This is a genomic window from Flavobacterium sp. KACC 22761 (genome assembly GCF_034058155.1).
Lineage (GTDB): Bacteria > Bacteroidota > Bacteroidia > Flavobacteriales > Flavobacteriaceae > Flavobacterium.
In genome coordinates, this window is sequence record NZ_CP139148.1 from 1,396,991 (window position 1) to 1,415,278 (window position 18,288).

The 18,288-nt window shown below is 33.2% G+C and carries 21 protein-coding genes; 19 read left to right on the forward strand and 2 right to left on the reverse strand.

Going from position 1 to position 18,288, the window contains the following annotated elements; all coding sequences use genetic code 11:
• Nucleotides 1-162: 162 nt before the first annotated feature.
• From SCB73_RS06145 to SCB73_RS06180, 8 genes are all read left to right on the forward strand, one after another.
• Entirely contained in the window at nt 163-612 is a 450-nt protein-coding gene (locus SCB73_RS06145) for a protease complex subunit PrcB family protein (protein ID WP_320569206.1), read from the forward strand.
• A 106-nt stretch (nt 613-718) separates the two neighbouring features.
• On the forward strand, nt 719-1,201 hold the full coding sequence (locus SCB73_RS06150) for a hypothetical protein (protein ID WP_320569207.1): 483 nt from the start codon (nt 719-721) through the stop codon (nt 1,199-1,201).
• A 9-nt stretch (nt 1,202-1,210) separates the two neighbouring features.
• Nucleotides 1,211-1,768: a YdeI/OmpD-associated family protein gene (locus SCB73_RS06155; RefSeq protein ID WP_320569208.1), complete on the forward strand. Its 558-nt coding sequence runs from the start codon at nt 1,211-1,213 to the stop codon at nt 1,766-1,768.
• A gap of 384 nt (nt 1,769-2,152) precedes the next feature.
• Nucleotides 2,153-2,800, forward strand: coding sequence for a hypothetical protein (locus tag SCB73_RS06160; protein ID WP_320569209.1), 648 nt, complete (start codon nt 2,153-2,155; stop codon nt 2,798-2,800).
• A 136-nt stretch (nt 2,801-2,936) separates the two neighbouring features.
• Nucleotides 2,937-3,839, forward strand: coding sequence for a PhzF family phenazine biosynthesis protein (locus SCB73_RS06165; protein WP_320569210.1), 903 nt, complete (start codon nt 2,937-2,939; stop codon nt 3,837-3,839).
• A 122-nt stretch (nt 3,840-3,961) separates the two neighbouring features.
• The gene (locus SCB73_RS06170; protein WP_320569211.1) at nt 3,962-4,696 is read left to right on the forward strand and encodes a hypothetical protein; all 735 of its coding nucleotides are present in this window, start codon (nt 3,962-3,964) and stop codon (nt 4,694-4,696) included.
• 90 nt (nt 4,697-4,786) lie between these two features.
• Entirely contained in the window at nt 4,787-5,221 is a 435-nt protein-coding gene (locus tag SCB73_RS06175; RefSeq protein WP_204251647.1) for a hypothetical protein, read from the forward strand.
• Nucleotides 5,221-6,087: an IS3 family transposase gene (locus tag SCB73_RS06180; RefSeq protein WP_204251648.1), complete on the forward strand. Its 867-nt coding sequence runs from the start codon at nt 5,221-5,223 to the stop codon at nt 6,085-6,087. Before SCB73_RS06175 ends, SCB73_RS06180 begins: the two co-directional genes overlap by 1 nt.
• 59 nt (nt 6,088-6,146) lie before the next feature.
• Here SCB73_RS06180 and SCB73_RS06185 read toward each other — a convergent pair whose 3' ends face one another.
• Nucleotides 6,147-6,374, reverse strand: coding sequence for a CDGSH iron-sulfur domain-containing protein (locus tag SCB73_RS06185; RefSeq protein ID WP_111377641.1), 228 nt, complete (start codon nt 6,372-6,374; stop codon nt 6,147-6,149).
• 345 nt (nt 6,375-6,719) lie between these two features.
• Between SCB73_RS06185 and metG the strand changes: the two genes are divergently transcribed.
• The 9 genes from metG to SCB73_RS06230 all read left to right on the forward strand — a co-directional run bounded on the left by metG (nt 6,720) and on the right by SCB73_RS06230 (nt 15,823).
• Nucleotides 6,720-8,777, forward strand: coding sequence for a methionine--tRNA ligase (gene metG / locus SCB73_RS06190; protein WP_320569212.1), 2,058 nt, complete (start codon nt 6,720-6,722; stop codon nt 8,775-8,777).
• A 94-nt stretch (nt 8,778-8,871) separates the two neighbouring features.
• A complete protein-coding gene (locus tag SCB73_RS06195; protein ID WP_320569213.1) occupies nt 8,872-9,756 on the forward strand; it encodes a DMT family transporter in 885 nt (294 codons plus the stop codon).
• 232 nt (nt 9,757-9,988) lie between these two features.
• Nucleotides 9,989-10,696 (forward strand): HAD family hydrolase, encoded by a 708-nt coding sequence (locus SCB73_RS06200; protein WP_320569214.1) that lies wholly within the window; start codon nt 9,989-9,991, stop codon nt 10,694-10,696.
• Entirely contained in the window at nt 10,696-11,331 is a 636-nt protein-coding gene (locus tag SCB73_RS06205; protein WP_320569215.1) for a chloramphenicol acetyltransferase, read from the forward strand. The genes SCB73_RS06200 and SCB73_RS06205 overlap by 1 nt, the downstream gene beginning before the upstream one ends.
• A gap of 110 nt (nt 11,332-11,441) precedes the next feature.
• Nucleotides 11,442-12,575, forward strand: a complete 1,134-nt coding sequence (locus SCB73_RS06210) for an OmpA family protein (protein ID WP_320569216.1) — start codon at nt 11,442-11,444, stop codon at nt 12,573-12,575.
• A 154-nt stretch (nt 12,576-12,729) separates the two neighbouring features.
• Entirely contained in the window at nt 12,730-14,166 is a 1,437-nt protein-coding gene (locus SCB73_RS06215; RefSeq protein WP_320569217.1) for a hypothetical protein, read from the forward strand.
• A gap of 94 nt (nt 14,167-14,260) precedes the next feature.
• The gene (locus SCB73_RS06220) at nt 14,261-14,779 is read left to right on the forward strand and encodes a ferritin (protein WP_320569218.1); all 519 of its coding nucleotides are present in this window, start codon (nt 14,261-14,263) and stop codon (nt 14,777-14,779) included.
• Between the two features lie 84 nt (nt 14,780-14,863).
• Entirely contained in the window at nt 14,864-15,049 is a 186-nt protein-coding gene (locus SCB73_RS06225) for a hypothetical protein (RefSeq protein WP_029271150.1), read from the forward strand.
• 81 nt (nt 15,050-15,130) lie between these two features.
• Nucleotides 15,131-15,823, forward strand: a complete 693-nt coding sequence (locus tag SCB73_RS06230) for a DUF2461 domain-containing protein (RefSeq protein WP_320569219.1) — start codon at nt 15,131-15,133, stop codon at nt 15,821-15,823.
• A gap of 79 nt (nt 15,824-15,902) precedes the next feature.
• Here SCB73_RS06230 and SCB73_RS06235 read toward each other — a convergent pair whose 3' ends face one another.
• Entirely contained in the window at nt 15,903-16,235 is a 333-nt protein-coding gene (locus tag SCB73_RS06235) for a single-stranded DNA-binding protein (protein WP_320569220.1), read from the reverse strand.
• A gap of 174 nt (nt 16,236-16,409) precedes the next feature.
• Between SCB73_RS06235 and SCB73_RS06240 the strand changes: the two genes are divergently transcribed.
• Complete coding sequence (locus SCB73_RS06240; protein ID WP_320569221.1) at nt 16,410-17,939, forward strand: bifunctional GNAT family N-acetyltransferase/carbon-nitrogen hydrolase family protein; 1,530 nt, start codon at nt 16,410-16,412, stop codon at nt 17,937-17,939.
• A complete protein-coding gene (locus SCB73_RS06245; protein WP_132987834.1) occupies nt 17,936-18,283 on the forward strand; it encodes a hypothetical protein in 348 nt (115 codons plus the stop codon). The genes SCB73_RS06240 and SCB73_RS06245 overlap by 4 nt, the downstream gene beginning before the upstream one ends.
• Nucleotides 18,284-18,288: the final 5 nt, after the last annotated feature.

The window sequence follows — 18,288 nt, forward strand, 5'->3', positions numbered from 1 at the left end:
GTGAAGTAATCCCTAACGCAATCTCGGTTTCGTAAGAAAAAATCATATTTTCAAGTTTCTTTTAAAAACATTAAAATTGCAACTCAACCATTTCACAAAAACGCTATCTGTTTAATTAATAAAACATTACAATTTATTTTTTAACCTAATAAAACCAAAACCATGAAAAGGCTAATCTTATTTTTAAGCTTTGTGTTAACATGTGCAAGTTGCAGCAACGACAATGATGACGGATCAAATATTGCGTTTACAACAATTATTCAAACCGATCATTACGGCGGAACGTCAGGAACAATCCCACAATCCAATTTAGTAATCACCAACCAAACCGATTGGAATAATTTACAAGAAAAGCTGAATATCTTAACACTCGCTATATATACATCTCCTGATATGAATGTCGATTTTACAAAACAACAAGTTATTGCGGTTTTTGACCAAGTTAGAAATTCAGGCGGTTATTCTATCGATATTACCAAGATTACACAATCCAACAACCTGATAACGGTTAAAGTCGAACAATTAAAAAAAGGCGATTTAACATCGGTAATTACACAGCCTTTTCATATTGTGAAAATGGCCAAATCGAGCAAACCAGTGGTTTTTAAATAAGCCACTTTTTATATTCTTTGAGAAATTTCAAATACAAAATCCAGTCAAATTTGGTTTCAATTTCTATTATTTATAATACATTTACAGATAATAACATTTGAAAACAATGGAATTATTTCATAATAATTGCAAAATCAAAATCACCGAGGAAAAAATTGAATGTGACTATTTATACCAAGGATATAAAGAAATAAAGTGGAAAATATCTTTAGCAGAAAATTTAATCTATCAATTCAACTCAAAAGAAACAATTCTTATTCCAGAAGAAATCAAAGAATTTCAATTTGAAATAGAAGAAAGATCACGCGCTGTCATTCAAGAAGCAGTAATTTATTATTTAAAAAAGAATGCATTTGAACCCGTAGAATTTTTCAGATTTTGTGCTCTTGAGGAAACAAAACTAACCAGTCAAACAAAATCATATGAATTCGCAAATGAAATATTAAAAGTTATTGCTGCTAAATATAATATTCCGTTCTCGTTCAAACAGTATGTGGAAACAAAGAATAAAAGAAGAGCTTTATCAAATTTTCTTTCAATACTATTTATAACCATTATAATCGTTACAATATACAATTACTTCAACTAAATCGTAAAAATGACCCCGACTTTCTTCTCCACTCAAGAAAAATTCAGAGCATGGCTAGAAAAGCATCATGAAAAAGAAACAGAACTTTTGGTAGGTTTCTACAAAGTGAAAAGCAAAAAACCATGCATGACTTGGTCAGAATCTGTAGATCAAGCGCTTTGTTTTGGTTGGATCGATGGCGTCCGAAAATCAATTGACGAAGAAAGTTATAGCATCCGGTTTACGCCAAGGAAAAAATCAAGCATTTGGAGCGCCATCAACATCAAAAAAGTTGAAGACCTCACAAAAGCCGGACTCATGAAAGAAGCCGGAATAAAAGCTTTTGAATTTAAATCAGAACAAAGAACCAAAATTTACTCGCATGAAAAAGAAGCCTACGTTCTTGATCCAGATTTAGAAAAACAATTCAAGGCCAATAAAGTAGCATGGGAATATTTCAACAATCAGGCTCCATCCTACAAAAAAGTAATAATTCACGTGATTATGTCAGCCAAACAAGAAAAAACCAGAATTGCGAGATTGGAAAAAGCAATAAAATTTAGTGCCGAAGGAAAACGAATGTTGTAAATTGGCTCAAAAAATAAAATTGACAACAAGAAAAACCCAAAAGAAAATAAATTACAAAAGTAAAGGACTAAGTTTTACTAATTATTTCGTAATACTCGGAATCTCGGCGTTCCTTTTTATTATGTATATTTTTTATCGAATGTACATTTCAGAAAGACATCTGGTCTCAATTGCTTTTTAGCGTTGTTTAGCGGCGTTATTTTTGAAGCAAAGCACATTATCAAAAACTGGACTACAGTTCTTTCGATCGTTACTATTTCGGTTTTACTAAGTTTATTAGCATTTACACCCGGCAAAAAAGAAAATCATTATGACTTCGAAATGCGTATCCAAATATGGCCTTATTGTTTTCTGTTTTTCTTTTTAATTTTAACGATTGTCATGATGAAAGACAAAATAATTCCAAAACTGACAGAAGGAATTACACTGCTTCAATCATTAGCCGTTTTTTATTGGATTTGGGATTTTAGTTATTTAAAAAATCACTTTTTACTTTTATTTTTTATAATTGGTTTTATAGCGCCTTTTTGGGCTTTTTCAGTTTTCCACGCATTTTCAAAAAGAGAATTAACTAAAAAAAGCAGATTAATACTCAGCATTTGGAGTATTTTCATATTTCTTTTATTTTCAATTGAAAACATAATTAGAACTTTTCAAAATCAGCAGATCGAAAATACAGGCAACTTATTTGAAAGTCTTTATATTGGCCTTCAATATTTTCTCTTGGGAGTTTCGAGCGTCTATATTGTCCAAAATTATTGCATGTTAATAGCTTTTTTGCCCTCAAAAGGCAGTTTCTTCAACAAAAAATATTATGCTGAAATAAAGGAAGCAAAAGCAGAACATATAAACAGATTTTCTACAGAACAGATTAAAATTTCAAATGCTCTTTTTTGTCTGATTTTTGCCAGCACATTCTTCTATTTGAATCATTTTTACAAAGCAGTGCCTAAAAATATTGCCATTTGGTTAGTATTTGTAACTTTTCCAATACTTTTAAATTTTTATAAATCTCTAAAACAAAGAAATTAATCCATACTACTTATTATAGATTGAAGAAAAGCCAACGCCAAACAAAAACGAATATTATAATACCTATTGTTTTAGTATAGTATAAACCGTAATTTTATTCCGTCTAAAAAAGTTTGAGCTTAAAAAAGATAAAAATATGGTAGAAAGAACAGCATTAGAATATTACGTTTTAGATGTATTTTCAAATAAAAGCTATCAAGGAAATCCACTTTCTGTGGTTTTTACAAATGGTAATCTAAAATTAGAAACCTATCAGGATATTTCTAAAGAATTTCGCTATTCTGAAACCTCATTTGTTTATTATTCTCCACGAGATAAAGCGCTCGTAGTTCGTTCATTTACTCCAACCGGAATCGAAATTGACGGAGCAGGACATAATTTACTAGGCGCAGTCTGCGGTGCATTGCTAAAAGGAATGCCCATTTTTGACGAACAAAACGAAAGCGAACCTTTTGTAGTCATGAAACATTCAGCAATTCCGGTGACTGTAAGCTTTGATCCCGATACATTTTATCCCGTAGTGCAAATGCATCAAAAATCGGCTGTCATCAAACAGGAAATCCCGACCTATAAAATTGCCGTAGCGCTTGGCTTAAAAATTGAAGATTTAGATGTAAATGCTTTTGTTCCCACTGTAGTTAAAACAGAAGTCGCGCATACAATGGTTCCTATAAAAAACAGTTACTTGCTCAACAGCTTTGTTCCAGACAATCAGCTTTTGATTGAAATTTCAAAAGAATATAATTTTGAAGGTTTTTATTGTTTTACCATTGCTGATGAAGGTCAAGAGCATATCGTCGAAACACGATTTTTCAACCCAATAATCGGAATAAATGAAGATCCAGCGACAGGAACCGCTGCCGGACCTTTAATTGGTTTTTTAACTCAAAAGAAATTCACCAAATCAGATAAAGAATATAAAATTCTTCAAGGTGTAAGATTAAAACAAGCCTCAATGATTGAAGTAATGAATCGTGAAGAAGACATTTTAGTTGGTGGTTCTTCGATCATAACCATGAAAGGCGAACTTTATATTTAATAGCAAAATATTCACATAATTTGATACCAAATTAAAACAGTAATTGTTAAAATCTGAAAAATAATAATATATTTGAGTTAATTTAACACTTAACCCACAATCTACTTTTAACAACTATTAACATGGATCGAATCGTAATTCTTTTTAGGCTTGCAGTAGCAATTTTTCTATTTTACATACTTAATTATTTATTATACAGTGCTTTTAATCAAATTCCAGTTTTTATAAGTGCTCCAATAAATGGTATTTTAGTAATTGGAGCGTTGTATTACATTTATAAAAGCAGAAAACAATTTATTATTGATAACGAAGACGAAGAAGGGATGCCTTTTCAGTTAGAAAAATCAAGTTATTTTTTCATACCCGTAGGGGCTTTTATTGCATTTTTTCTGGTTACTTCTAGTTTTAGAACCACACTTTATATTGACAATGGAAAATCTGTTCCTGTTGAAGTCAAAATCTCTTCAGAACCCATACAAACCATTGCTCCAAATAGCTTTATAACTACCGAAGTTCCTATCGGGCAAAACGAAATAACCATAAATGGAAAGAAAAAAACCATAAACATTGCAGACAACGGACGATGGGTTTATAATGTAGACAATTTGAATTCTTATATCGAAAGTACCGTCGATTACGCAAGTCAGGAAATCAGAAGCATACATCCAGAAAAAGACACCACTGTAACAAAACTCTCTGTAGATAAAATTATCCATAAAGAATTTTTCAAACTAGAATCGGATTTTATTTTTGAAGCCCCAGAAACCATATCGGTTTCAAAAGAAGCCCAAACAGGTGAAATACACACTCAAACTGTTTTATATCGATTACCAAAAGAATTATCTCAGTTAAAATAACTCATAAAAAAAGCTGCATCCTGAAAATGCAGCTTTTTTTATTTTAAAAACTGTCTTGTCCTGAAATAGCGATACACAAAAAGTATCATTATGGAAAAAGATCAAGAATTACGCTATGTAAAGCGCACCCAAAAAGATTACAGCATGTCTTTTAAGCTTCAAATTGTTCAGGAAATAGAACAAGGAAGAATTTCAATTTCCCAGGTTAAAAAAGATTATGCCATTCAGTCCCGTTCTACAATCGTTCAATGGCTTCGAAAATTTGGTAACTTTGATTGGGACAATCAAACACCTTCTGCTATGCCAAAATCTCCTGAACAAAAAATAATGGAACTTGAAGCCAAAGTGAAATTATTAGAAAAACAAAAATCATTTTTAGAACAGCAGGCTTACGTTGCCGATAAAAAAGCTATTATTTTCGATATGATGATTGATATAGCAGAAAAAGAATATCAAATTGACATTCGAAAAAACTCACCACCCGAACAATCGAACATTTTAAAGAAGAACATCAACAAACAATAATGTTTGCCTGTACTTTGTTCGGGATAGACAGACAGGTTTATTATCGAAGAATAAAAAGAACCAGTTCCAGAAAGCTTATTGCCTCAGAAGTTATTAGTCTGGTTTTGAAAATTAGAAATACAATGCCCCGAATAGGGGCAAAAAAACTGTATTATCTTTTAAAAATCCAATTGAATCAACTCAAAATCGGCAGGGATAAATTTATAGATATACTTAGAGCTAATCATTTATTAATAACACCTAGGCGTTCTTATCATATAACAACAAACTCTCATCATAGATTTAGAAAGCATGAGAATCTAATATTGGATTTAAAAATCTGCAGACCAGAACAAGTCTGGGTATCAGACATAACTTATGTCGGAAAAAGAGAGAATCCATGTTATTTAAGTCTTATAACAGATGCTTACTCTAAAAAAATAATGGGTTTTTATGTGGCAGATAATATGAATACTAAAAGCAGTTTAACAGCTTTAAAAAATGCAATAAAACAGCGCCGAGACAAAGGAAAAACATTAATCCACCATTCAGATAGAGGACTTCAGTATTGTTCTGATCAATATCAAAAACTATTATATAAAAACAATATAAGATGCAGTATGACACAAAACTCTGATCCTTATGAAAATGCAGTGGCGGAGAGAATAAATGGAATTTTAAAACAAGAATTTAATATTGATAAATTTAATCAGCAACTTGCTGTGATGAAGATTTTAATAAAAGATGCAATTGAGGTTTATAATAATGAAAGACCCCATTATTCTAATTATATGCTAACACCCAATCAAATGCACAAACAAAACATAGTAGAAATGAGAACTTATAAAACAAAAACACCTGCAAAAAAAGTTCTTACAGGTGTTTAATTAAATATATTTGTCTAATAATCTGTATCGATTATTTAGGACTAGTCAAACTAAAAAACTTAGTTTGTTTTCATCGGAGGCAAATCAAACGCTTTTGAATCGTGTTCAAAGTTGTTTCTATGCGCACCATCGCAAAATGGCTTATTTGCAGAATGTCCGCAACGGCAAAGTCCTAATGCTTGTCTTCCTTGTAATCCGTAAAGTGTTCCTTCTGGATCCATGATTTCAAAATCGCCTTCAATTTTGATTGATCCGTTTTTATTGATGATTAATTTAGTCTTGCTCATAAATTTTATTTTTTCGGATGCAAAGATTGCGAAATATATTTTGAAGATTTTAATGCGAACGCTAGTTTAAACTGGTTCTATTTTAGTGGTGAATTCCAAAGAAATTCACAAAAAAGTTAGGTATTGCAATGAAATAATCTCGCAAAGACGCAGAGTCGCAAAGTTTTTTAATTTTAGCCACAGATTGATAAGGATTTAAATGATTTTAACTTAAATCTGCTCAATCTGCATGAAACAAATCTTTGCGACTCTGCGTCTTTGCGAGATTAAAAACTTCAGCGAATCTCCACGTAATATCAAAATCTCAATTCTATTGCTTATTTTTGCACTCAATAAAATTGAGTTATGACACAGAATCCAAAGAGATATACAATCACGGCGGCATTGCCTTACACCAATGGACCTATTCATATTGGCCATTTGGCGGGAGTTTACGTGCCTGCAGATATCTATTCGAGATACTTGCGCCTGCAAGGAAAAGATGTAGCATTTATTTGCGGAAGCGATGAACACGGCGTTGCAATTTCGATGAAAGCCAAAAAAGAAGGAATCACGCCACAGGAAGTTATTGATAAATATGATGGAATTATCCGCAAATCTTTTTCTGATTTCGGAATTTCATTTAATAATTATTCTAGAACTTCTGCAAAAGTTCATCATGACACAGCTTCTGAATTCTTTAGAACATTATATGATAAAGGAGATTTTATTGAAGAAGTTACTGAACAATTGTACGATGCAAAAGCGAATCAGTTTTTGGCCGATCGTTTTGTTGTAGGAACTTGTCCAAAATGTGATAATCCAGAAGCTTACGGAGATCAATGCGAAAAATGTGGATCTACTTTGAACGCGACAGATTTGATCAATCCAAAATCGACAATTACTGGAGAAACTCCAATTTTAAAAGAAACTAAACACTGGTTTTTACCTTTAGACAGATATACCGATTTCTTAACTGAATGGATTTTAGTTGGACATAAAAACGACTGGAAAACTAATGTTTACGGACAAGTAAAATCGTGGATTGACGCAGGATTAGAGCCTCGTGCTGTAACGCGTGATTTGGATTGGGGAATTGATGTTCCTGTTGAAGGGGCTGAAGGCAAAAAATTATACGTTTGGTTTGATGCGCCTATCGGATACATTTCTTCTACAAAAGAATGGGCCGCGCGTGAAGGAAAAGATTGGGAACCGTATTGGAAAGATGAAGAAACGAAATTGGTTCACTTTATCGGAAAAGACAATATTGTTTTCCACTGTATCATTTTCCCAGCAATGTTAAAAGCGGAAGGAAGTTATATTTTGCCAGATAACGTTCCAGCAAACGAATTTTTGAATTTGGAAGGAAACAAACTTTCGACTTCTAAAAACTGGGCGGTTTGGTTGCACGAATATTTAGAAGAATTCCCAGACAAACAAGATGTTTTGCGTTATGCATTGACATCAAACGCGCCTGAAACAAAAGATAACGATTTTACTTGGAAAGATTTCCAAGCTAGAAACAACAATGAATTAGTTGCTGTTTTTGGAAACTTTGTGAATCGTGTTGTGGTTTTAACCAACAAATATTATGATGGCGTTATTCCAACTCCAAACGAATTTACAGAAGTTGACGAACAAACTTTAACCGAATTAAAAGCGTATCCAGCAGTAATTGCAAGTTCAGTGGAACGTTACAGATTCCGTGAAGCTTTAGGCGAATTGATGAATGTGGCTCGTTTAGGAAACAAATATCTTGCTGATGAAGAACCTTGGAAAGTAATGAAAGACAATCCGGAGCGTGTAAAAACTCAAATGTATGTGGCGTTGCAAATTGCTGCAGCTTTGAGCGTTTTAGCAGAACCGTTTTTGCCTTTTACTGCTGCAAAACTTTCAAGAATCCTTAAAAATGAAGGAAACCTAAAGTGGTCTGATGTTGCAGATAATTCAGAATTAATTGCATCTGGACACAAAATTGGCGAAGCAGAGTTGCTTTTCGCTAAAATCGAAGACGAAGAAATACAAAAACAAATAGATAAATTGGAAGCAACAAAAACGGCAAATCTTGCTGAAAGCAAACAACCAGAACCACAAAAAGATTTAATTCAGTTTGAGGATTTTGCGAAGATGGATATTCGTATCGGAACTATTTTGGAAGCTGAAAAAATGCCAAAAGCAAACAAACTTTTAGTTTTAAAAGTAGATACCGGAATCGATGTTCGTACGATTGTTTCGGGAATTGCTGAAAGTTTTTCTCCAGAAGAAATCATCGGAAAACGTGTTTCTGTTTTGGCAAATTTAGCACCAAGAGCATTACGTGGTGTTGAAAGCCAAGGAATGATCTTGATGACAACAAATGCCGAAGGAAAATTAGTTTTCGTAAACCCAGATGCTGATGCACCTAATGGAGCGACTGTAAACTAAGTTTTGTAAAACATGCAAAATTGCGTGAATCGGTTAACATTATTAATTGATTCACGCAATTTGCTTTTTTCTAGACGCCTAAAAAACAAACAAAATGAAACTCACCAAACCAAGATTAGCCCTAATCTGCGGTATACTTTGCATATCAATTTTTCCAATATTGGTAAAATTACGCTTAACACCAGGCTTAATTTCGGCTTTTTACCGAATGTTTTTTGCTGTGACCTTGCTTTTTCCTTATGTAATTTTGAGCAATAACTTTAGGCTTCCAAGTTTGAAATTTGCACTTTTGGCAGCACTTTGCGGTATTTTATTTGCTTCAGATGTTGCCGTTTGGAATATCGCTATTCAAGAATCAAGCGCGACGCAAGCTTCATTGCTGACAAATTTATCACCGGTTTGGGTTGGCGTCGGTTCATTTTTATTTTTAAAATCAAAACCTGCAACAAATTTCTGGATTGGAACGCTCGTTGCTTTATTCGGAATGGTGACTTTAGTTGGTTTTGAATTTTTTATTGATTTAAACTTCAATCAGGCTTTCCTATTTGCAGTTTTATCGGGAATTTTATATTCGATTTATCTTTTGGTCAGCAAAAATGTACTGTCAGTAGTTGATGTGCTTTCGTTTATGACGATCAGTTTAACAGCTTCAAGTATCTATTTGGGAATTTTATGTTATGCGCTAAACGAACCTTTCAGAGGATTTTCAAATGCAGGCTGGTTTGTTCTGATTCTTCAAGCTGTAATTTGCCAATTGTGTGCTTGGCTTTCGATTAGTTATGCTACACAACACATGCGCGCAACCAGAGTATCATTGAGTTTACTAAGTCAAGCGGTAATTACATCCATTTTGGCTTGGTTGTTTTTGGAAGAAAAAATAACTTTACAGATGGTTTTCGGCGGAATCATTCTGCTTTTCGGAATCCGAATTACGTTTTATGATAAAACCATTTCTTTGAAAAAGCTGTTTATAAAGTAAAAAATCAGCTCACAGATTTCCACAGATTAAAAGGATTAACACAGATTATTAATTAATTTTAGAAAAAGTTCTCCCGCAGATTTGAGTAGATTTATTTAAAAATCCTTCTAATCCCAGTAATCTGTGGCAATAATTATTGTAATTCGTGAATTGCTTCGCCTGTTCGCTATCGCTCGGGTCGTGGCAGAAAAACCTGAAACAAAGAAAACCTTAAACTTTAAACAAAAACACCATGTTACATAAAACTAAAATACCAAACCTAAAAGTAATCGCATTTGATGCTGATGATACTTTATTTGTGAACGAACCTTATTTCCAAGAAACCGAACATAAATTTTGCGCTTTGATGGAAGATTATCTTTCACATCAAGGAATTTCACAGGAATTATTCAAAATTGAAATTGCAAATCTTCCTTTATACGGTTACGGAATCAAAGGCTACATTCTTTCGATGATTGAAACCGCAATGAACATTTCAAACAATACGATTCCTGTTGCTGTAATTGAAAAAATCATTCAATACGGAAAAGAATTATTAGAAAAACCAATCGAGCTTTTAGACGGAATCGAAGAAACACTCGAAGCTTTAAAAGGCAAATACAAACTGGTTGTTGCCACAAAAGGCGATTTAAAAGATCAGCACAGCAAATTGCACCGTTCTGGTTTGGGACATTATTTTCATCATATTGAAGTAATGTCAGACAAACAGGAAATTGATTATCAGAAACTTTTAGGCCGTTTAGATATTGAGCCACACGAATTTTTGATGATTGGAAACTCACTAAAATCAGATGTTTTGCCGGTTTTAGGAATTGGCGGTTATGCAGTCCATATTCCGTTTCATACTACTTGGGAACATGAAAAAATTAATCATACTATCGAACACGAGCATTTTAGTTCTTTTGAAACAATTGCGCAAGTGGTTCCGAATTTATTATAATGAAAACACTTTTAGACTTAGATAATTGGAATAGAAAAGAGCATTTTGCCCATTTCAAACAAATGGAAGAACCTTTTTTTGGTGCTACTGTAGAAATTGATTGCACAAAGGCATATCAATCGGCAAAAACACTAAAAACTTCTTTTTTCATCTATTATTTACATAAAACATTAGTTGCCGTAAATGCAATTGAAAATTTCAAATACAGAATTTCAGAAGATAAAATATACATTAATGATCGCATCGATGCATCGGCAACAATCGGGCGTGAAGACGGAACTTTCGGATTTTCTTTAGTTGAATATAATCCCGATTTTAAAATCTTCGAAAAAAATGCATTGGCCGAAATTGAGCGCATTCAAAACACAACCGGACTCTTCACAAGAGAATTCAATGATGATAATTTGATTCATTTTTCGGCAATTCCGTGGCTGAATTTCACATCGCTTACACATGCTCGCAGTTTTACTTTTCCTGACAGCTGTCCTAAAGTTTCTTTTGGAAAAATGATGGTTTCAGAAACCGGAAAAAGAACCATCGCAATGGCAGTCTATGTTCATCACGGCTTAATGGATGGTTTGCATATGGGTCAATTTGTCGATTTCTTTCAGGATTTGATGAATATGGAGCACTAAAATGCAACCTTAAAAAAAGTCTTATTCTATTACGTTTAAAACTTATTGTGGGGGATTATTCCTACAATACATTGTTCTTTTGAGCCAAATTTAAAAATCTCAAATTAACAATGAAAAAAATTGTAATTACCCTCGCATTTGCACTAAGCATCATGCATGTAAGCGCGCAAACAAAAACAAAGACTACCGATAATTACAACAAATGGTCTATCGAACTTGATGGTGGTTTTAACAAAACACAACGTCCATTCAGTTCAAGCAGTTATTACAGCCCAAGAATCAACCCTTTTACAGCTGATTTAGGTGTAAGATACATGTTGAATAACAAGTTTGGTTTAAAAGCCGATTTTGGATACAATAGTTTAAGCGAGCAAAAAGACAGCTCTCTTCCTTTTGATTCAAAATACTACAGATTTGACTTGCAAGGTGTGGCAAACTTAGGACGTATCATGAATTTCGAAACATGGACAAATACCTTTGGTTTGTTGGCACACGCTGGTTTTGGGGTTGCCCAATTGGAAAACAAAGATTATCATGTTAAAGACAAAATTGGAAATGCAATTGCTGGTTTAACAGCACAGGTACGATTAACAGACAGAATTGCTTTGACTGCCGATGCAAGTACAATTTTAAATGCCTATCAAGATCATACTTTTAATGGTGCTAGTTTAACAGGAAACAGAGGTTTCTCAGGATTAATGTTTAATGGAACTGTTGGTTTGCAAGTTTATCTAGGTAAAAATATTAAACACGCTGATTGGGTTTCGACTTCTAACAATACTGATCTTACTGCTTTAGAAGATAAAGTAGCAGGACTTGAGCAACAAATTAAGAATGTGCCAGAGAAACAAGTAATTGTAGAAAAACCAATTAACAATGTTGTTGCTGAAAAAGACGTGGTTAAAGACATGATCAACGATAAATATTACAGCGTTTATTTTGATTTCAACAAATCTACTCCAATTGAAAGTTCAACATCTGCAATTGATGTAATTTTAGCTTATTTAAGAAAAAATCCATCAGCGTCTATTGATGTTGTGGGTCACGCAGATCAAGTAGGAAGTTCAGATTACAACAATAAGTTAGCAAATCTAAGAGCCACAAATGTGAAAACTATTTTGGAAAAAGCTGGTATTTCATCTTCAAGATTAAACGTTATTTCAGAAGGTGCCGATACCTCTATCCAAAAAGACTCTGAAGAAGCTAGAAGATTAGCAAGAAGAGTTACTTTTAGAGTGAGATAATTTCAATTCTAACTCAAAAAAAAGCTCCAAAGAAATTTCTTTGGAGCTTTTTTTATGGATCATAAAAAAGAAATTCGTCGCAAATTAGTCTGAATTTTACTTTGCAAAAAATCATTTTATTTCATTAATTTTGAAAATATATCCCACCAAATCAATGAAAAAATCACTGCTTTTCTTGCTTTTGCTTTCGCAATCAATATTGGTAAGTCAGACCATATTAAATTCTTCCGTTTTAAATTTAAACAAACCGATAGAAAATGGTCAGCTTATAAACGCTGAAAATGTCAAAACACACGAAGTATATGTTTTTGCGGCAGACAATAAAACCATCACTATTTTAAAGTACAACAAATCAATGTTCCTTACAAATCAGTTCAAGGACACGCTTCGCGCTGAACAAAAGAGAATTTTAATTGGTTATAGCATTGGTGAAGATGGAAATCCAACACTTTATTGGGGATCAGAAAATCATAAAAACATTCGAATTATAAAATACAATCTCGAAACCAAAACATCAAATCCGTTGAGTTTTGATTTTCCTGCAAATACAGGAAATACAATAACTTCTTTCCAAAAAAACAATGCTTTTTATGTTGTTTCAAAAGAAAAAGATCAGGAACATTTGCTTTTATTTGAATTCCGAAATGAAAAATGCGAAATAAAAATGTTCGATTTCACTCCTTTTTCTTTTAAAAATGAAAAAGGACAAGGTGTGTCTTTTACTGCATTGGTCCAATACCATTTTCCTATTGAAAAAATGGAATCTGACGATTTTTCTTCTTTGGAAAAAAGCGAAAACAAAAGCAAAATGTACATACAGGACGACGGAATTGTGCTAACATTTGATTATAATACAAAACGCACTCAAGCGTTTCATTTAAATTTTGAAACCAATGCGGTAACTGAAAAAATTTTTGATACTCCAACGACGCAAACGCCTTCGACAACAAATTCTTTTTATCTCGAAAAAAAATTATATCAAATTAGTTCAAATAGCGACCAACTGTTATTTAGTATAAAAGATTTTGACTCGGGAAAAAGCATTAAAAATGTTTCTGTATCAAAAAATGACAGCATCACTTTTAAAAATTCGCCAATGTTTTTGCAAATAAATGACGAAAAACCAATAAAATTAAAAACCACAAGTAAATTTCTAAAACAACTATCTACAGTAAATTCAGCACTTTCTGCATTCAAAAGCAAACAAAATACTTTTATCACTTTTGGCGGATTTGCGGCTTACCAAACTATTGGACTAAGTTATAACGGAATGGATTTTAATAATGTTCAAAATGCCAGTAAAATGGTTTTCTTTGATGCCGCATTAAATTCTGATTCTGAGTTTGTAAACAACAGTCGCTTAGAACCTTTGGCAATTGACAATCTCAACTATTTTTTGAGCACAAGCAAAAATATTTCTTTAGTGAGCATTCTTAAAGTTCCTGATTTCTATATTTTAGGCTATTATGATAATGTTACGAAAAGCTATATCATGCGCAAGTTTACAGATGGTTTCATGGATCAAAACCCTGGAAACCCAATCATGAACAAAGCTATTTTTACCAAATCTATGCCAGCAAACAGGAATTAATTTGATTGCTAATTAATCTATACCACTAATGTTTTGGCTGTTTCTAAAAAATGGAATGAATAATTTTTGTTAATTTTACAGAAAAGACATCATTATGCTATCAAAAAATATTGAAACAGCTTTAAACAAGCAAATTCGCATAGAAGCAGAATCTTCGCAAACCTACCTTTCTATGGCTTGTTGGGCTGAAGTGCACGGATTAGAGGGAATCGCTCAATTTATGTACACACAGTCAGATGAAGAGCGTGCACACATGCTTAAATTGGTAAAGTATGTAAACGAACGCGGAGGACACGCTCACGTTACCGATCTAAAAGCGCCTAAAACCAGCTATTCTACTTTTAAAGAAATGTTTGAGGAGCTTTATAACCACGAACTTTTTGTTTCAAAGTCGATCAATGAACTGGTACATATCACTTTTGAAGATAAAGATTATGCAACACATAATTTCTTACAATGGTATGTTTCTGAACAAATTGAAGAAGAAGCTACAGCAAAATCAATTTTGGACAAAATCAACTTGATTGGTGATGATAAAGGCGGACTTTACTTGTTTGATCGTGATATTCAGCAATTAACAGTTACAAGCTCAATAGCTATCAATCCAAAATAAAAAAAGTTAAAGTTTATTTAGAATATTTAAAAATAACTTTTTTACTTTATATTTGCTCTGTTTTTAATAATACAGAGGGAAATTTTGAGCAAGAAAGAAAAAGACAAGGACAAGAAAAAGGATAAAAAGAAAAAAAAGAATAAAGATATCCTTGACAAGATTAAGAAGATTGAAAACTGTAAATCTTCTTGCTGTGAGAAATACAAAAAAAGCGAAAAGAAGCGTTGCTCACGCTGTCCTATGTTTGATTTATTCAAAAAAACGGCTTAACGATATAAACAAAACCCATCAGATTTCTCTGGTGGGTTTTTTAGTTTTAAATTGCATCTTCTTTTGATTTTAAATTCAACTATGGAAAACAACGTCACAATCCCGAAATCAAGTCTTGATTTTTTGGTTCAACTCAAAGAAAACAACAACAAACCTTGGTTTGAAGCTCATAAAGCACAATATTTAATGGAACTCAATCATATTGAAACTTTTGCAGGAGCTTTACTAAAAGAATTAGCCAAAACTGATGTTTTAGAAAATGCTTCGGGCAAAAAAAGTGTTTATAGAATTTATAGAGATATTCGGTTTTCAAAAGACAAAACGCCTTTCAAAACTTTTTGGGGAGGCAGTTATACTCGCGCAACTGCTGCACGTCGCGGCGGTTATTATTTTCATTTGGAAAAAGGAAATAGTTTTTTTGCAGGCGGATTTTGGGGACCAAATGCTCAAGATTTAAAACGAATAAGAGCCGAATTTGCATTAGATCCCGAAAGTTTTCAAAAAATATTAAATTCAAAATCTTTCATCACGAACTTCGGAACTTTGCAAGGTGAGCAACTTAAAACAAAACCAAAAGGTTTCGACGTAGATCATCCAGCTATTGATTTACTGCGTTTCAAACAATTTTTGGTTATAAAACGATTTTCAGATGAAGAAGTTTTAAGTCCGCAATTTTTAGAATTGGCTTTAGATGCTTTTAAAAATATGCGTCCTTTTTTTAATTATATGAGTGAAGTATTAACAACTGATATAAACGGAGTTTCTGTTTTATAATTCTAAACATAAAACCCGACAGTCCCGATACCGAAACTTCGGGACGGGACTGTCGGGTTTGAATATCAAAAACAAAATGTTATTTGCTGAGCAATAAAATATCATTTACAACAACTTCAGTTACATATCTTTTCTCCCCGTTTTTATCATCATAACTTCGGTGTGTCAATTTTCCTTCAACAGCGACCTCCTTGCCTTTTACTACGTATTTTTCAACAATTTCGGCAACTTTTCCCCACGCAGTCACGCGATGCCACTCCGTCTGCTGCACTTTCTCTCCTTTCTCGTTTTTGTAATAATCGTTTGTTGCAATAGTAAAATGCGCAAGCTTTTTACCTGTTTCTAATGTTTTAATCTCTGGGTCATTTCCAACATTCCCAATCAATTGCACTCTGTTTTTCATTTCGTTCATGGCGTATAGTATTTTAAAGTTTTTATAAATGAATCTGTTTCTCAAATTCAACAATGCAAAGATGGATCGACTTTCAAAAATTATTCGGTTGTAAACTATTTACTTTCGATTGTAACTATTTGTAAACGTTTGTAAATGGAAATATTTTTGTATATTTGAGATAAATCCTACGATATGCAAACAAAAATCAAAAAAGTTGAGCTTCGTAATTTGGAAATCGAAGACTACAAACAATTAAAAAATTCGATGATTCAATCCTATCCCGAAATGGCAAACTCCTATTGGGAATCTAAAGAGATTGAAAAATTGCTTGGGATTTTTCCAGAAGGACAATTAGTAATTTTGGTTGACGGCAAGGTTGTAGGATCGGCATTATCGATTATTGTCGATGAAAAACTGGTGGACAAAAAACACAATTACAGTCAAATTCTCGGCGATTATACTTTTTCAACCCACGACTATGACGGCGAAATTTTATACGGAATCGATGTTTTCATTCATCCAAACTATCGAGGTCTTCGATTAGGACGTCGATTATACGATGCCCGAAAGGAACTCTGCGAGCAATTGAATCTAAAAGCTATTGTATTTGCTGGCCGAATCCCTAATTATGCGCAACATTCAAAAAAATTAACTCCCAAAAATTATATTGAAAAGGTAAAACACAAAGAATTGTATGATCCTGTTCTTTCCTTTCAGTTGAGCAATGATTTTCACGTTTTAAGAATTATCAAAAATTATTTGGAAGGCGACGAAGAATCAAAAGAATTTGCGGTTTTGCTTGAATGGAATAACATTTATTATGATGAAAGTCCAAAACTGATCAATCTTGAAAAAAGCGTTATTCGTCTTGGCTTGATTCAGTGGCAAATGCGTCCGTTGAACAATCTCGAAGAGTTTATCGAACAAGCCGAGTTTTTTATTGACGTCGTTTCAGGTTACGGAAGTGATTTTGCTTTATTTCCAGAACTTTTCATCGCTCCACTAATGGCCGATTATAATCATCTATCCGAAGCCGAAGCCATTAGAGAACTTGCTAGATATACAGACTCAGTCAGAAAACGTTTCCAAGAACTTTCAATTTCATACAATATCAATATCATAACGGGAAGCATGCCGTATATGGAAAACGGAAATCTATACAATGTCGGTTTTTTATGCAAAAGAGACGGAACTTCAGAAATGTACACCAAAATTCACATCACGCCAAACGAAGTCGTGCACTGGGGAATGAAAGGCGGTTCAGAATTCAAAACTTTTGATACCGATTGCGGAAAAATTGGAATTTTGATTTGTTATGATGTAGAATTTCCAGAGCTTTCAAGATTATTGGCAGATGAAGGAATGAACATACTTTTTGTTCCGTTTTTAACCGATACACAAAATGGCTATACTCGTGTAAAACATTGTTCGCAAGCACGTGCCATTGAAAATGAATGTTATGTCGCTATTGCTGGTTGCGTTGGAAATCTTCCAAAAGTGAATAATATGGACATTCAATATGCGCAGGCATCTGTTTTTACACCTTCAGATTTTGCTTTTCCAAGCAACGGAATCAAAGCCGAAGCTACTCCAAATACTGAAATGACGCTGATCGTCGATGTCGATTTAAATTTGCTGAAAGAGCTTCACGAACACGGAAGCGTTCACACGTTAAAAGACAGAAGAACAGATTTATATGAAATCAAAAAACTAAATTCATGAAAACATGCCTCGAATGCTCCGAAAAAATTGTTGGTAGAGAAGACAAAAAATTCTGTTCTGACAGCTGCCGAAATGCCTACAACAATAAAATAAACAAAGACAGTACAAATTTTATGCGCAATGTGAACAACAAATTACGCAAAAATTACCGTATTTTGGCTGAGTTAAATACGGACGGAAAATCTAAAGCAACAAGGGAAAAAATGATAAATAAAGGTTTTGATTTTGATTTCTTTACCAATATCTTGCAGACCAAAACAGGGAACACCTACTATTTCCTGTATGACCAAGGATACCGCTCCTTAGACAATGATTATTTTATGCTAGTTAAAAAAGAAATATAGTACTG

Bases quoted from the DNA above. Each gene is read 5' to 3' on its own strand.
- SCB73_RS06145 (WP_320569206.1), top strand. From the start codon at position 163: ATGAAAAGGCTAATCTTATTTTTAAGCTTTGTGTTAACATGTGCAAGT.
- SCB73_RS06150 (WP_320569207.1), top strand. From the start codon at position 719: ATGGAATTATTTCATAATAATTGCAAAATCAAAATCACCGAGGAAAAA.
- SCB73_RS06155 (WP_320569208.1), top strand. From the start codon at position 1,211: ATGACCCCGACTTTCTTCTCCACTCAAGAAAAATTCAGAGCATGGCTA.
- SCB73_RS06160 (WP_320569209.1), top strand. From the start codon at position 2,153: ATGAAAGACAAAATAATTCCAAAACTGACAGAAGGAATTACACTGCTT.
- SCB73_RS06165 (WP_320569210.1), top strand. From the start codon at position 2,937: ATGGTAGAAAGAACAGCATTAGAATATTACGTTTTAGATGTATTTTCA.
- SCB73_RS06170 (WP_320569211.1), top strand. From the start codon at position 3,962: ATGGATCGAATCGTAATTCTTTTTAGGCTTGCAGTAGCAATTTTTCTA.
- SCB73_RS06175 (WP_204251647.1), top strand. From the start codon at position 4,787: ATGGAAAAAGATCAAGAATTACGCTATGTAAAGCGCACCCAAAAAGAT.
- SCB73_RS06180 (WP_204251648.1), top strand. From the start codon at position 5,221: ATGTTTGCCTGTACTTTGTTCGGGATAGACAGACAGGTTTATTATCGA.
- SCB73_RS06185 (WP_111377641.1), bottom strand. From the start codon at position 6,374: ATGAGCAAGACTAAATTAATCATCAATAAAAACGGATCAATCAAAATT.
- metG (WP_320569212.1), top strand. From the start codon at position 6,720: ATGACACAGAATCCAAAGAGATATACAATCACGGCGGCATTGCCTTAC.
- SCB73_RS06195 (WP_320569213.1), top strand. From the start codon at position 8,872: ATGAAACTCACCAAACCAAGATTAGCCCTAATCTGCGGTATACTTTGC.
- SCB73_RS06200 (WP_320569214.1), top strand. From the start codon at position 9,989: ATGTTACATAAAACTAAAATACCAAACCTAAAAGTAATCGCATTTGAT.
- SCB73_RS06205 (WP_320569215.1), top strand. From the start codon at position 10,696: ATGAAAACACTTTTAGACTTAGATAATTGGAATAGAAAAGAGCATTTT.
- SCB73_RS06210 (WP_320569216.1), top strand. From the start codon at position 11,442: ATGAAAAAAATTGTAATTACCCTCGCATTTGCACTAAGCATCATGCAT.
- SCB73_RS06215 (WP_320569217.1), top strand. From the start codon at position 12,730: ATGAAAAAATCACTGCTTTTCTTGCTTTTGCTTTCGCAATCAATATTG.
- SCB73_RS06220 (WP_320569218.1), top strand. From the start codon at position 14,261: ATGCTATCAAAAAATATTGAAACAGCTTTAAACAAGCAAATTCGCATA.
- SCB73_RS06230 (WP_320569219.1), top strand. From the start codon at position 15,131: ATGGAAAACAACGTCACAATCCCGAAATCAAGTCTTGATTTTTTGGTT.
- SCB73_RS06235 (WP_320569220.1), bottom strand. From the start codon at position 16,235: ATGAACGAAATGAAAAACAGAGTGCAATTGATTGGGAATGTTGGAAAT.
- SCB73_RS06240 (WP_320569221.1), top strand. From the start codon at position 16,410: ATGCAAACAAAAATCAAAAAAGTTGAGCTTCGTAATTTGGAAATCGAA.
- SCB73_RS06245 (WP_132987834.1), top strand. From the start codon at position 17,936: ATGAAAACATGCCTCGAATGCTCCGAAAAAATTGTTGGTAGAGAAGAC.